This window comes from Stieleria varia (assembly GCF_038443385.1).
GTDB classification, from domain to species: Bacteria; Planctomycetota; Planctomycetia; order Pirellulales; family Pirellulaceae; genus Stieleria; species Stieleria varia.
In genome coordinates, this window is sequence record NZ_CP151726.1 from 3,898,547 (window position 1) to 3,913,496 (window position 14,950).

At 57.0% G+C, this 14,950-nt stretch carries 8 protein-coding genes; 3 read left to right on the forward strand and 5 right to left on the reverse strand.

The window, feature by feature from the left end; genetic code table 11:
• Together Pla52nx_RS12845 and mfd are read right to left on the reverse strand one after the other, a co-directional pair.
• A complete protein-coding gene (locus tag Pla52nx_RS12845; RefSeq protein WP_146518452.1) occupies positions 1 to 258 on the reverse strand; it encodes a hypothetical protein in 258 nt (85 codons plus the stop codon).
• A gap of 39 nt (positions 259 to 297) precedes the next feature.
• Positions 298 to 3,657 carry a transcription-repair coupling factor gene (gene mfd, locus Pla52nx_RS12850; protein ID WP_146518451.1) on the reverse strand — a complete coding sequence of 1,120 codons (3,360 nt, stop codon included), beginning with the start codon at positions 3,655 to 3,657 and terminating at the stop codon, positions 298 to 300.
• A gap of 322 nt (positions 3,658 to 3,979) precedes the next feature.
• Between mfd and Pla52nx_RS12855 the strand changes: the two genes are divergently transcribed.
• Both Pla52nx_RS12855 and Pla52nx_RS12860 read left to right on the forward strand, forming a co-directional pair.
• Positions 3,980 to 5,377, forward strand: coding sequence for a DUF1501 domain-containing protein (locus Pla52nx_RS12855; RefSeq protein ID WP_146518450.1), 1,398 nt, complete (start codon positions 3,980 to 3,982; stop codon positions 5,375 to 5,377).
• Positions 5,374 to 7,281: a DUF1549 and DUF1553 domain-containing protein gene (locus Pla52nx_RS12860; protein ID WP_146518449.1), complete on the forward strand. Its 1,908-nt coding sequence runs from the start codon at positions 5,374 to 5,376 to the stop codon at positions 7,279 to 7,281. The genes Pla52nx_RS12855 and Pla52nx_RS12860 overlap by 4 nt, the downstream gene beginning before the upstream one ends.
• 294 nt (positions 7,282 to 7,575) lie before the next feature.
• Here the strand turns inward: Pla52nx_RS12860 and Pla52nx_RS12865 are convergent, their stop codons facing one another.
• On the reverse strand, positions 7,576 to 8,262 hold the full coding sequence (locus tag Pla52nx_RS12865; protein ID WP_146518448.1) for a PEP-CTERM sorting domain-containing protein: 687 nt from the start codon (positions 8,260 to 8,262) through the stop codon (positions 7,576 to 7,578).
• A 125-nt stretch (positions 8,263 to 8,387) separates the two neighbouring features.
• Positions 8,388 to 12,443 carry a hypothetical protein gene (locus Pla52nx_RS12870; RefSeq protein WP_146518447.1) on the reverse strand — a complete coding sequence of 1,352 codons (4,056 nt, stop codon included), beginning with the start codon at positions 12,441 to 12,443 and terminating at the stop codon, positions 8,388 to 8,390.
• A gap of 401 nt (positions 12,444 to 12,844) precedes the next feature.
• Here Pla52nx_RS12870 and Pla52nx_RS12875 point away from each other — a divergent pair, with 401 nt between their 5' ends.
• Positions 12,845 to 13,399: a phage tail protein gene (locus tag Pla52nx_RS12875; protein ID WP_231741716.1), complete on the forward strand. Its 555-nt coding sequence runs from the start codon at positions 12,845 to 12,847 to the stop codon at positions 13,397 to 13,399.
• 1,072 nt (positions 13,400 to 14,471) lie between these two features.
• Here Pla52nx_RS12875 and rpmA read toward each other — a convergent pair.
• Positions 14,472 to 14,717 (reverse strand): 50S ribosomal protein L27, encoded by a 246-nt coding sequence (gene rpmA / locus Pla52nx_RS12880; RefSeq protein WP_146518445.1) that lies wholly within the window; start codon positions 14,715 to 14,717, stop codon positions 14,472 to 14,474.
• Between the last annotated feature and the right edge of the window lie 233 nt (positions 14,718 to 14,950).

Consider the following 14,950-nt stretch of genomic DNA (forward strand, 5'->3'; position numbering starts at 1 on the left):
CTACGACTTCTTTTGGGCCTTGGCGATCAGCGCGTCGATTTCCAGGATGTGTTCATAGGGGGCACGACTTCGGTTGTACTTGTTGGAGATGATTTCGTGTAACGTCTCCAGATCTTCCAGCGAGATGACGGGATGCTCTGTCCACTCGGCCTCGGATTTCAAACGTGAGCGAAGCTGCCAACGGCCGCCGTGTCGCGTCGCAGTGACCAGACGCGTCTCACCCTCCTCTGTGTTTTCTCGCCATTCGTGTTTTTTCATCTGTGTTGCATTCAGTAGATTGTGGTGTTGCAGGAACGGCTAGACGAGCGACAGGGCTTGACGCGCCAGACGCAGGTATCCCGATCCTGTCGAATCATCGATCTCGATTCCCGGATGATTCTTTGGCGGGGTTTCCTGAGTTCCGGGTTTCTTTTGTGGACGTAGAGGAATGTACGCTTTTCGATGATCGACGATTCGGATTGGCAGCGAGGACTGTTTCGCGAGTTGATCCATGCGACGACGGCTTGCGTAGTTCAACACCAGGAATCGGGCGTCGTTGGTGATCGATCGAATTTGCCAGACGGCCGCGTCCAATCTCAGTTCTGCAAGCTCCAACATTCGCTCCGCGGCATCGGGCATTGGTCCAAAACGGTCCGTCAGTTCGTCGCGAATTTCCCCGATTTGCGTCGCGTCGTCGAGTTTGGCGATGCGGCGATACAAGTCGATCTTGTGTCGCAAGTCGGGCACGTAGTCTTCCGCCAAGTACGCTTCCACTGGCAAGTCGATGTCGACATCGGCTGAAAGTGCCGGTGGCAAGTTTTGGATTTGCCGCACGGCGTCTTCAAGCAGTTGACAGTACATTTCGTAGCCGATCGCAGAAATGTGGCCACTTTGTTGACTGCCCAAGAGATTGCCCGCTCCGCGAATCTCCAAGTCACGCATAGAGATAGCGAAGCCTGCGCCCATTTGGCTGAATTCTTCGATCGCACGCAGACGCTTGGTGGCCTCTGGTGAGAGGTGTTTGTGGGGCGAGACCATCAAATAACAGAACGCTTGGTGTTTGTACCGACCAACGCGTCCACGCAGTTGATGCAGATCGCTCAGTCCGTAGTGATCCGCGTCGTCAATGAACATTGTATTCGCGTTGGGGATATCCAGTCCGCTTTCGATGATCGTCGTGGCAAGCAGCAAGTCGTACTTGTGATCGATGAAATCCACCATGACTTGTTCCAGCTCGCCTTGCTCCATCTGTCCGTGCCCGATCACGATTCGGATTTCGGGCACGATGTGTTTCAAGCGATCGGCGATGGTGTGCATGTCGCCGATGCGATTGTGGACCACAAAGGCTTGTCCGCCGCGGTTGAGTTCGCGGATCAATGCGCTGCGAATCAGTTTGTCATCCCAACGCGTGACGACTGTTTCCACCGCACGACGTTCGGCGGGCGGCGTTTCGAGGTTGCTGATGTCGCGAACTCCCACGAGCGCCATGTGCAGCGTTCGAGGAATCGGTGTGGCCGAAAGCGTCAGGACGTCGACGTTGGTGTGCGTCGATTTCAACTTTTCCTTGACCGCCACGCCGAACCGTTGCTCTTCGTCGATGATCACCAACCCGAGACTTTGAAAATCAACGTCCTTGCTGGCCAAGCGATGTGTGCCGACGACGATGTCTACTTTGCCGGCTTTCAGATCGGCAACGGTTTTACGCTGTTCTGATTTGGAGACAAAGCGACTGAGCTTTTCGATGCGGACGGGAAACTCCGCCATCCGGTTGCAGAAATTGTGATAGTGTTGCTCGGCCAACACCGTCGTCGGGACCAATACCGCGACTTGGTATCCACTCAACACCGCTTTGAAAGCAGCCCGCATGGCGACTTCTGTCTTTCCAAATCCGACGTCGCCGCAGATCAAGCGATCCATCGGTTTGGTCGACTCCATGTCGTCCTTCAGGGCAGCGATCGCGGTCAATTGGTCGGGTGTTTCCTGATACGGAAAACTGGCGTCGAACTGCTGTTGCCACAAGTGATCCGCAGCGAACGCGATACCGTTCTTGCTGGTTCGTTTGGCTTGCATTTCCAGCAGTTCGCTGGCCATGTCGGTGACCGCCGACTCCGCTGCCTTTTTTTGCTTGGCCCACGCCTGACCACCGACCTTGGCCAAACGAGGCTGCGTGTTGGTTCCGCCGACGTAGCGTTGGATCAAGCCGATTCGCGATGCGGGTACATAGATCTTGGAGCCTTCCGCATACTCCAGCACCAAGTGTTCGATGTGCTGGCCGTTCTTTTCCAGGTGCTGTAGGCCACGATACAGACCGATGCCGTGCGAAAGGTGGACGACCAAATCGCCCGGTTCCAACTGCATCGAACTCGTGATCGGCTTGCCCTTGGCCCGCGTCTTTCCACGACGCACGGGGCTGCGGTGAAACAGTTCCGCGCCGGTGAGCAAGAGGATCTTGCTATCCACCAACCGAAATCCGCCGCTGAGTTCAGCGACGCACATTTCGATGCGTCCCTGCTTGGCCGCATCGGTCTTGGCGAGCAGTTCTGTCAAACGCTGGCCGTCCGCGGGGGTGTCACCGACCAGGATGACTTGGTGATCGGCCGCGACCGTGTCAATTCGGACTTGCGTTTCCTCCAACGCCAATGCAAATCCGTCGGCGCTGGTGGCTTTCAAATCAATCGACTTCTCACCGCCCTCTGCCAGCGCCGATGCGTGGACGGTGCGCAGGTGGCTCATCGAATCCATCAACGACTGATAGTCGATGAAAGTCGAGTGGTCGTCCGTTCGGTCAAACAACGCGTTGGCTGACAGCTTGCAGTCGTGCGGGTCGACGATGATCAGCAGGGTGTCATCGGGCAGGTAGTCCGTGATGGGACCGAGACTGTCGGGGGCCATGGATCGCGTCGCATCGGTGGCGTCATTGTCCAACGCGAACTCGTCGCTGGGCAAACCGACTGCGGCGATCTCGATTGCGTTGAGAGACTCGACGCTGCGTTGGCTGCCGATATCGAATCGGCGGATCGAGTCGATCTCGTCACCAAACCATTCGATGCGAATCGGATGCGATTGATCGGGCGAGTAGACGTCCAACAATCCGCCGCGGCTGGCGAACTCGCCCGGCAACTGAACCGCCGTGGTGGACGCAAAACCGCTTTCGGCAAGCCATTGCCGGATGCTCTCCGGCTCAATCGTCTGGCCGACGGCCAATCGCCGCGTGGAAGCCGCCATGTGTTGCGGCGTGGGCACCAGTTGCATCGCACCGCCGATGTACGCGGTGACCAGAAAAGGCTCGGGGCAGTTGGCGTCCCGATTGCGGAGCTCCTGTAAGACTTGCAACCGTTCGACGAAATCCGTGTCGTGGTACGCCGAGCGGTTGGCGTGGCCGACGCTCAGCGGCAGCGGCAAAGCTCTCTCGATCCCGAAGGCTTGAGCGTCCCCGGCGACGGCGTCTGCGTCCGCCGCTTGGGGGAGCAGCATGACGATGTTGGACGTGTGGCGAGCGATCGCAGCGGCCAACGCGGCTCGCAGGCTGCCCCAGACCCCTGAGTACGTGATCGGTTTCCCCGGTTTTAACTTGCCCAAACGCGCGCCGACCCCGGCGGAATCGTCCAAAGCGTGGACGATTCCGGCAAGTTGACTGTCGACAGCGGGAGCGGAAGGGGCCAAATTCGGCGCCGTCATTCATTTCAGGGCATTGGAACCAACAGAGGGCAACGAGTTGCAGACGCGATTCTGCACCGTTTGTTGGGGGACCGACTCGGGACGCGCGGTAATAAACCAAAGTAGGATGGGCACTCTTGTCCGTCCGTGATCTCTCGGGCCAGAGTGCCCAAGCTACATTCGTTGTTTTCCACACGTCCCCTGTCGAGCAGTTTATCCCCGCAGGTAAGCATTCATCAACCGAGGGCGGTTTGCTCAGGAATCGATTGCCGATCACCTTTCTGTTGCCGCTCGCTGTTCTGGTGTTGTGCAGGCACCGATTCGATGGGTTAGGATAAGAGTCATGAGCGAATCACAAACAAGCTTGTTTTCTCGACGTGATTTCCTGCAGACCGCCGGCGGTGGCGCGGGAATGATTGCCCTGCAATCGCTGATGGCCGACCGAGCGAAGGCGGCAGGCCAGCCACATTTTCGGCCGCGAGCCAAACGCGTGATTTGGCTGTTCATGCACGGAGGTCCCAGCCAAGTCGATTTGTTCGATCCCAAGCCGGAGTTGGCCAAGTACGCCGGTCAGCCTTTGCCGGAAAGCTTTGGTTCGGTGATGACGCGACGCAAGGTGGCTCGCAATCCGTTGCTCGGGCCGATTCGTCCCTTCCGACCACGAGGCAAGTCGGGCTTGCCAATCTCAGATTTTCTGCCGCACCTCTCGACGGTTGCCGACGACATCTGCGTGATTCGCTCGCTGCACGGTGACAGCGTCAATCACCCGCAGTCCGTGTACCAGATGAATACGGGCAGCATTTTGATGGGGCACCCCAGTTTTGGCAGTTGGTTGGCGTACGGTCTGGGCAGCGAAAATGAGGACATGCCGGCGTTCGTCGTTCTGCCCGATCCGGGCGGCGGTCTCAAGGGCGGCCCGTCGGCTTGGGGAAACGGTTATCTGCCCGCGACGTATCAAGGCACCACGATGCGTCCCGGCAAAACGCCGATCCTGAATCTCGCCCCACCGGATGGTATCTCCGACCTGCGACAACGTTCAACGCTGGACTTCGTCCAACAGCTCAACCAACGCCATTTGTCGGGCCGCGAGAGCGATGATGATCTGACGGCCAGGATCAAGTCCTACGAACTGGCGTTCCGCATGCAAGCCGCCGCGCCCGAAGCCGTGGACTTTTCCCAAGAGTCCGCTGAGACGCTGTCGATGTACGGAATCGATGACAAGACGACACGCGATTTCGGCGAGCGCTGCTTGCTGGCCCGTCGAATGGTCCAACGCGGCGTGCGGATGGTTCAAGTCTACTCGGGCGACACCAACGGATGGGATGCCCACAAAGATGTCGACCAAAATCATACCGAGTACTGTGCCAAGACCGACAAGCCCGTCGCCGCCCTGCTGACCGACTTGAAACGCACGGGGCTGCTCGAAGACACGCTGGTGATCTGGTGCGGCGAGTTTGGACGGATGCCGATGAGCGAACAAGGCAAGGGGCGGGACCATAACCCCTGGGGATACAGCGGATGGATCGCCGGTGCCGGGGTCAGCGGCGGACGCGCCTACGGGGCGACTGACGAAGTGGGACTGCGTGCAGTCGAAGACACCGTTCATGTCAATGAGTTCCACGCCACCCTGCTGCATCTGATGGGATTGGATCACCGCGACCTGACGTACTATCACAACGGATTGGACGAACGACTGACAGGACCCAGTGAGATCGATGTGGTGGAAGGACTGTTGACATGATTTGGCGTACCTCCCGAGTCTCTGCAGTGAAGTCCTCGGCGTTGAAGTCCTCGGCGTTGAAGTCACTTTTCGTTTCGGTTGCACTGGTGATCCCCTCCCACTGCTTACTCGCCGAAGAAGGAAACCAGGAGGAAAACCAGGCGATTGTCGAGGAAGAACTGACGAAATACGATCGTGACCACTGGTCCTACGAGCCGATCGTTCGCCCGACGGTTCCCGAGGTGTCCGATTCCGATTGGTCAATAACAAACATCGATCGATTCGTCCTCGCCAAGTTAGAAAGTGAATCTCTTCAGCCCGCACCGCCAGCGGACAAGTCCACGCTGCTCCGCCGAGTCTGCTGGGATTTGCTCGGATTGCCGCCGAGCATCGATCAAATCCAGCAGTTTGTCAACGACGAGCGTCCCGACGCTTACGAGCGTTTGGTGGACTCATTGTTGGCCTCACCGCAATACGGGCAACGCTGGGCGCAGCCGTGGTTGGATCTCGCACGTTTCGCCGAAACGGATGGTTACGAGCATGACAAACTTCGCAAGGACGCGTGGAAGTACCGTGACTGGGTGATTGATGCGACGAACAATGATTTGGCGTATGACGATTTCGTTCGATTACAGATCGCAGGTGATTTGGAACACCCGGCGGACGACGATGCCGTCTTGGCCACCGCGTTTTGTTTGTCAGGGCCGGACATGCCCGACATCAATTCACAAGAGGAACGGCGTCATGTGTTGCTCAACGAAATCACATCGACGGTCGGTTCGGTTTTGATGGGACTGCAATTCGGATGCGCCCAATGCCACGATCATAAATATGACGCGATCAGCCAAGCCGACTTCTATCGCTTGCGGGCATTCTTTGATTCGGCCATCGAGTTGAAACAGAATCGATCTGTCGGAGTGTTGGCATCGTACGAAGACTTTCCGCGAACCCACTTGATGCACCGAGGTGATTGGCAGCAACCAGGACCCGAGCTGTACCCCGCGTTTCCCCGCGTCGTGAATCCAAGTGGTGAGATGCCGAGCGAGAAAGTCGCGCCGCGTCTCGAGCTTGCACGTTGGCTCACCGAAACCACCAATCCGTTGACGCCGCGAGTCGCCGTCAATCGCATTTGGCAACATCATTTCGGCAGCGGCCTGACGACGTCTCCGAGCGATTTTGGCGTGATGGGCGATTCGCCGACGCACCCAGATCTGTTGGACTACTTGGCACATGACTTCGTGCGAGATGATTGGAGCGTCAAAAGACTGCACCGTACGATCGTCTTGTCGAGCGTCTATCAGACCGCAAGCGTCCGTCCTGTGGATGCTGACTTGGGTGCACAGTGGGATCTTGCTCAAGCATCTGATCCAGAGAATCGATTGCTCAGCCACTTCACCCGTCGACGGTTGGACGCCGAAGCGATACGGGATGGCCTGTTCTCGGTCAGCGACTCACTCAACCGCAAGATGGCCGGCCCGAGCGTCAGTCCTCCGTTGCCCCGCGAGATGTTGAGCACTTTGCTCAAGGGTCAATGGTCGGAAAGTCCCAATAAGGCGGAGCATTATCGACGGAGTGTCTATTTATTCGCCCGGCGAAATCTTCGCTATCCGTTCTTTGCAACCTTTGATCGACCGTCCGCCGATCAACCATGTGCTTTGAGAAACCAATCGACCACCGGCGTGCAATCGCTGATGTTGTTCAATTCAGAATTGATGATGGATGCGGCGAGCCGGTTGTGTGACCTGATCGAATCCGAAACCAGCAATTCGAAATCACAAATTCAATCCTTGTACTTGCGACTCTACGCCAGACGTCCGACCGGGGATGAATTGGACGCCGCAGAGAGATTTCTTTCCACCGACGCAACACTGGTGGATGTCTGCCGAGCGATGCTGAACTCGAACGAGTTTCTGTACATCGACTAGGCTCCCGGCACAGCTGGTGGCCCCCCAGTGAGCCTCAGGCGCTAGCCGTGGGCCTGAGGCGGATTGTGGTGCTGGCCCACGGCTGGCGGGCTGTTGATTTAGTGAGCCGCGACGCGTAAGCGGCCGGGCCTACCGCATTGCCCGGTGCCTTACGGCCCACGGCTCACCCTTGCGTTCCCAATTTCGATTAAATCAACAGGCCACTAGCGCCTGAGGCTCACTTTGATTGCGATGCATGGGACAAAAACATGCACTGAAAAAACAATGTCAAAGCCAAATTTTGTCCAGACCAGTCTAATCCCGTCGACGACGTCGACGCAGCATGGGGATGGCAGCGATACCGAACAATAACATCGAGGTGGGCTCCGGTACGCCGGCCACCGCTGGGCCTGCAACGGTAACGATCCCCTGCCCAGCCGCACCAAAACTGGAGGCATCAATTCCGACAGGATTGAATGCGTTGTCTTCAAAGAACGTGTCGCCCGTGTTGAGCAGCGAAATCAGGAACTGTTCTCCGGCCGCCATTGCCGGTGTCTGACCGAAACCCAGTGTGTGCTGAAAATCAAGCCGAGCCAGCACTCGGTTGGCACCACCGAGATTGACGCCAAGAGCCGAAGCTGTCAGGTCACCGGCGGTGTAAACAGTCGCATTATTCGGTGGCGTGTCCAGAATCCCAAGATTATCGCCGGCAAAAAGATAATTCGCGAAGGTCTGTTCACTGAAATCAAACGGAGCCGAGAACGTCAGCGAACTGGTAGCTCCACCCAGGGCTGTGATTTGGAATGAGTACTGAGCCAAGTCCACATTGTCGACTCCGTCGCTGCGAATCAAGACGTCGGCGAAACCCGTCCCGCCAGCCGTGATCACCGCGTCTTGAACGTCGATGATCAAATCCGCATGCGCGGTTCGTCCACTGGTCAGTGCACAAACGCTGAGCAACAGGATGCCGAGCGAGGAGAAAAATGGACGCGTGTATTTCATGGGTAAATCCAGGGGTGGAGTACCGGTAGGTTAATCAGTAGATTCGAAAACGGTGTCGTAGAACAAGTTAGCAATGGAAATGCGGTTCAGAGTCCTTGGAACGAACTAGGAAGCTGCACGTTCGTTCAGTCGTCAATCATCGCCAGCAATGCGGCATCAACAAACTGACCGATCTCGCCGCGAGCAACACGTCTGTCTCTGGTATCGACCCGACCGTCGCCGTTCATGTCAATGAGTATTCGAGTATCGACTGCATTGACTGTACCATCGCCGTCAGCATCGCCGTAGAGCCGGAAGAACTCATAAGCCGCGTCATCGAACTGCCCGTCATTGTCGGTGTCCAGTTCGATTCGATAGAAGCCGTTTCCAGCGTCGTTAACGCCACCGATGCCTCCCGGTCCAAAATCCAACTCGATGTCGTTGCCGTTGACCGATGCCGTCGGTGCTGGAATCAGCGTTCCAGTCCCAGGTGTGGCGGGAGCACCATTGATGTCGAATCGCTCGATACGGATGTTGCCGTTGTTGATCAAATCCTGCAGGCCGGTTGCATCGTTGAACAAGATGTCGACGTGATTGACGAACGACCGCTGGTCCTCCGCGCCTTGAACATCAATTCCGGTGGAGACCGGAATGACTGGTGCCAATGAGCCAGAAACTCGGAAATAGTCGAACGCGAACTCTTCGCTGGATGCATCGGAATTGGCGGTGACGCGTAGTGTCAGCGAATTGCCCGTGCCTGATAGGTTGAATCCAAACTCGGCGAACGCAGGCGTCAGTGCCACTCCGTCGCCGATGCCGTCAAAATCTGTGTCTTGCAACAAGGCCGCATTGAGCTGACCAGACAAAGCAGCCGAGCGGAATTCTACCCCGTCAACGAACGGTGCTCCGTCGATGCTGTACTCGACTTGCAGGCCTTCCAGGGAATCGTAGCCATTGTTGCCGTCCGCAGCGAACAAGCCGCTGAAGACAAGGTTTTCTCGACCGGAAATGTCAATGTTCTGGATTTCCAGAATCTTGTCCGCCAGTCCATCGCCTCCGGGGAACTCGTCGTCGCCATCGCCACCAGTATCGTTCAAATCTTCGCCTGCCCAGTAGAAGGCGCCATTCTGACTGTTGTAACTCGGCGCTCCGGCTGGTTCGCCGGCAGTGGCGATCGCTGGGCTGGCACCGTCGGTGCGAATCCAGAAATCACTGGTTCCGTTGTGGAATGCAGTGGGGGCAAACACCAGACCGGAGTCACCCGGGGGCGAAGCTGTCTCAAAGCTCTCAGCCAGCAAGCCGTTGTGGTCGAACATGAAGGAACCCGCGGCCGGATCGGCACCGACAAATGCTCCCGCCACATCGGCCACTTCGTTGGCAACGATACCGATCGTGTAGAGTCCCGCGTCGGCAGGGTCCCAGTCGCCTCCTGGCGTTGCCACCGTGTAGGTGACGAGCTTGGGTGAACCATTGCCGGGGGCCGTGTTGGCACCGGTCACCACCAATGGACCACCGGGGCCGGTGACGGTGACGTCGTTGATGTCGATGGATGCCGCGTCAATTCCACCGATATCGCGATAGTCGATGGTGAAGCTGTAGCTGGCATCGCCGACGTTCACGGCAATCGCGTCCAACGCGGTCACGCGGAACGCGATGGGATCGGTGTTGGTGGCGTCGACGTTAAAGGAACCCACGTTGCCAGCGGCGACGAATAGCTGAGGCGCGCCGTCGTCACCGACTTCGCCCCCAACCACGTCGATGTTGTACAGGCCATTGTCCGCTGCGTCCCAAAAGCCGCCCGGGGGAGTCACGGTGTAGGTGACCGTGCGTGGCGTTCCATCGGTTCCGATGTTGACTGCCGCATTCGTTACCGTCAGCGGACCACCGGGGCCGGTCACGGTGACATCGGAAAGACCGATCGTTGAAATATCGATCGCGCTGTCATCGCCGTAGTCAATCGTAAAAGAATACGAGGTGAGATTGATTTCCGTTTCACCGACATCCGTTGCTACCGACGCGGTCGCGGTCGGCGCTGCATTGCCAGCCACCGCGTCACCGGTAACCACCAGATGATCAAACGCGAACTCTTCGCTCGCAGCATCAGCGGTTGCCGTGACTCTCAGCGTCAAGCTGTTTCCCAGGGCCGGGATCGCGAAACCGAACTGAGCGAACGTCGGCGTCAGTTGAGTTCCATCACCGACTCCATCAAAATCGGTGTCCTGCAGAAGCAATTGGTTATCTCCTCCGGCACCGGCACGAAACGCGACCCCGTTTTGAAATGCTCCACCATCAACGCTGTATTCCACGATCAGACCTTCGCCCGCGTCGTGTCTGCCGTTGCCACTGACGATTGAGTCAGCCGCAAAGAGTCCGTTGAAGTTCAAGTTGTTGCGACCGGAGATGTCAACATTTTGAATCTCAAGTGTTTTGGATATCAAGCCGTCTCCACCGGGAAGCGTTCCGTCGACATCGGCGACGGTATCGTCCAAGTCTTCACCCGCCCAATAAAACAATCCAGCTTGACCGACGTAGCTTGGTGATCCCGGCGATTCACCTGCCGTTGCAATCGCAGGATTGACGCCGTCGGTGCGAATCCAGAAATCATCTGGACTGTTGTGGAAGGCGCCCGCGGCGCTCAGCAACCCTGAGTCACCTGTCGCAGAGGACAACTCAAAGCTTTCCTGAACCAGGATCGTGGAGTCTGCGACGAAGCTGCCGGCCAATCCGGAGGCGACCGTCGCTCCAGCAACATCGGCGACTTGGCCAGCAACAATGTCGACGTTGTAGAGTCCGTCATCGGCTGCATCCCAACTGCCACCCGGTGCCGCGACGGTGTAAGTCACGGTTTTCGGGGATCCATTACCGGCCGCAACACTGGCTCCGGTCACGGTCAGTGGACCTCCCGGGCCAGTGACAGTGATGTCACCAATGTCGACCGTGGAGACATCGATTCCGCCGACATCGGAATACTCGATTGTAAATGAATGATCGGCATCGCCTTGATCGGTCGCGATCACGTTCAATGCCGTAAAGCGTGTCAAGGTCGGTGCCGTATTGGTTGCGTTTACGTTGAATGTTCCGGCGTTTGGATCAGCGGCCACAAACAATTGCGGTACACCATCGTCACCGATTTGGTTGGCATTGATCCCGATGGTGTAACCACCGTTGTCCGCGGCATCCCAGGCACCGCCGGGCGGCGTCGCCGTGTAGGTGACGCTGCGCGGTGAGCCATTGACTCCGATGTCGACCAATGCGTTGGTGATCGTCAGAGGACCACCGGGGCCGGTCACGGAAACATCGTTGGTGTCGATGGTGCTGATGTCGATCGCATTGTCATCGGTGAACACGATCGTAAAGTCGTAGCCGGTCAAGCCGATCTCGGGCTCTCCGACATCCGCTGCCGAAACTCCATTCTCAATCGGAGCTTGATTGGCGAGAACGGGATCCCCTGTGATCCGCAAATTGTCAAAAGCGAGTTCTTCGCTGGAGGCATCGATATCGGCGGTGATCCGCAATGTCAGAGAGGTGCCGATCGCTGGAATGGCGAAGCCAAAAGATGTGAAGGCAGGAACGAGTTCCGTGCCGTCACCAATGCCGTCGAAATCCGTGTCTTGCAAAAGTGAGAAGTTAAAGTCGCCGGATGTAGGTGCCGACGAGCGAAACGCAACCCCATCGATGAATGCACCGCCATCGATGCTGTACTGAACAATCAGGCCTTCACCGAAATCATATGTTGGGGCCTCAGGAGCACCGTTCTGTCCATCCGCAGCAAACAATCCGGTGAACTGCAGGTTGTTGTGTCCCGAAATGTTGATGTTCTGGATCTCAAGTGTTTTGGTGTCCAGTCCGTCCCCACCGTTATCGTCCAAGTCCTCGCCGGCCCAGTAGAACGATCCGTCTTGACCGTTGTAGCTCGGTGCACCAGCAGTATCATTGGCGGTCTCAATCGCTGGATTGGCCCCGTCGGTTCTGGTCCAGAAATCACTAGAGCCGTCGTAGAAAGCAGTCGGCGCGCTGACCAGCCCGGAGTCGCCCGCTGCGGCTGCCGATTCAAAGCTCTCTGCCAACAACACCGCCAACAAACGCCGATCCTCCAGTGATTCACAACGCAGTCGACGCTGCTGTGACTTGGACCGGTTGTGAGTCTTGTCTTTTTTCAAGCGTACCGATTTCAAGCGTACCGAGCGAGCTTTTGGAGACATTCGGTTTATCCGTTGCGTGACTGTTGGAGGCGAAGATGGGGGGGGCAGATCTTGCAGGAATAGTGAGACGTTAATTGAAATTCACGTTGCATGCGCGCCCCTTTTCATGAAAACGATCAGAAGTTTCAAAAGAGAGCTTCGCTGGGTGATTACCGCCCGTTACTGAAGCCATTCGAACTCACGTTATGCGAAAAGATCTAGCGATGCATCTCCTGTTGGCGTATTCACCGCAGTCACAAGAACTTGACTCTGCAGAGGTATGCACAACTGAACACCGGTGGCAGGCGTGGAAGTTTCTCGTAACGCTGTAACGAACTATCTTTGCGTGCATGTCACGGAAAAGGGGCTATGATCAGCAACATCTGTCTCACTGAAACGAACAACAACACAGGTACACAATCATGGAACCATTTATCGGTCAGATCATCATGTTCGGTGGCAACTTTGCACCGCGAGGCTGGGCTTTGTGCGACGGTCAATTGCTTTCCATTGCCCAAAACACGGCACTGTTTTCCATCCTCGGCACGACGTACGGTGGCGATGGCCGGACCACGTTTGGGCTTCCTGAACTCCGTGGGCGAGTGGCTGTTCATCCGGGAAATGGCCCCGGCTTGCCACCTGTGAGTCTCGGTCAGAAAGCTGGAAGTCCAACGACAACGCTCAATACCAATAACCTGCCACCACATACCCACAATGTAACGGTCACGAACAACTTGTCCGTAGCAGTCAGCCCTGGCGATGCCGACGAAGACAGCCCTGTGGGAACCTTCCTTGCTGGCGGTGTTGACGCTTATTCCGGTTCACCAGGTGCGTTGATGGGTGCCGGTTCGGTAGGTGGGACGCTGGGCGTTGCAGCTCAGAACACCGGCAATGGTACTTCGTTCAACAACATGCAGCCTTACACTGCAGTCAACTACATCATCGCGTTGCAAGGCATCTTCCCGTCGCGGAACTAGTTTGTCCGTGGGATAGCGCTGGGCTGTTCAAAATCTGTGGGCTGAGGCTGCCGGCGCAGTTGGTGGCCCCAGTGAGCCTCAGGCGCTAGCCGTGGGCCTGAGGCGGATTGTGGTGCCGGCCCACGGCTAGCGCCTGAGGCTCACTTTGATTGCGATGCATGGAACGAAAACATGGACTGAAAAAACAATGTCAACCCCAAACTTTGAGCAGTCCAGGATAGCGCTGGGCTGTTCAAAATCTGTGGGCCTGAGGCTGCCGGCGCAGTTGGTGGCCCCAGTGAGCCTCAGGCGCTAGCCGTGGGCCTGAGGCGGATTATGGTGCCGGCCCACGGCTAGCGCCTGAGGCTCACTTTGATTGCGATGCATGGAACGAAAACATGGACTGAAAAAACAATGTCAACCCCAAACTTTGAGCAGTCCAGGATAGCGCTGGGCTGTTCAAAATCTGTGGGCCTGAGGCTGCCGGCGCAGTTGGTGGCCCCAGCGAGCCTCAGGCGCTAGCCGTGGGCCTGAGGCGGATTGTGGTGCCGGCCCACGGCTAGCGCCTGAGGCTCACTTTGATTGCGATGCATGGAACGAAAACATGGACTGAAAAAACAATGTCAACCCCAAACTTTGAGCAGTCCAGGATAGCGCTGGGCTGTTCAAAATCTGTGGGCTGAGGCTGCCGGCGCAGTTGGTGGCCCCAGTGAGCCTCAGGCGCTAGCCGTGGGCCTGAGGCGGATTATGGTGCCGGCCCACGGCTAGCGTCTGAGGCTCACTTTGATTGCGATGCATGGAACGAAAACATGGACTGAAAAAACAATGTCAACCCCAAACTTTGAGCAGTCCAGGATAGCGCTGGGCTGTTCAAAATCTGTTGTTGATGGAATATCAACTAGCAATCATTGACTGGCGTAGTGGACGAGGTTACGAGTCCTGGCGCACGGGACTCGTAACCTCGTCCACTACGACATGGGTCACTCAATAAATCGTGTCCACAAAAAAACGCGGTGACGATTTTCGTCACCGCGTTTTTTGATTTGTGTACTGTCATTGTGGGCCAAACGGCCCGATCGACGATCGGCTGAAATCAGGCTTGGACGATGTTGACTCGTCGGCCTTTGCGATCGAACATCACTTTGCCGTCCACAAGGGCGAACAACGTGTAGTCGTTTCCTTGGCCTACGCCGCGTCCCGCATGGAACTTGGTACCAACCTGACGGACCAAAATATTTCCGGCGCGCACGGCCTCACCACCAAACTTTTTCACGCCGCGTCGCTGGGCGTTGGAGTCGCGACCGTTGCGGCTGGACCCCTGACCTTTCTTATGTGCCATGTCTATTACCTACAGTTGGGAGCAATGGAGGCGAGAAAGATAGCGGGAATGAAGCGGCAAATCAAGGGCTGCCGCCGGACAATATCGACTGGACTACTCAAAGTTTGGTGTTGACATTGTTTTTTCAGTCCATGTTTTTGTCCCATGCATCGCAATCAGAGTGAGCCTCAGGCGCTAGCCGTGGGCCGGCACCACAATCCGCCTCAGGCCCACGGCTAGCGCCTGAGGCTCAC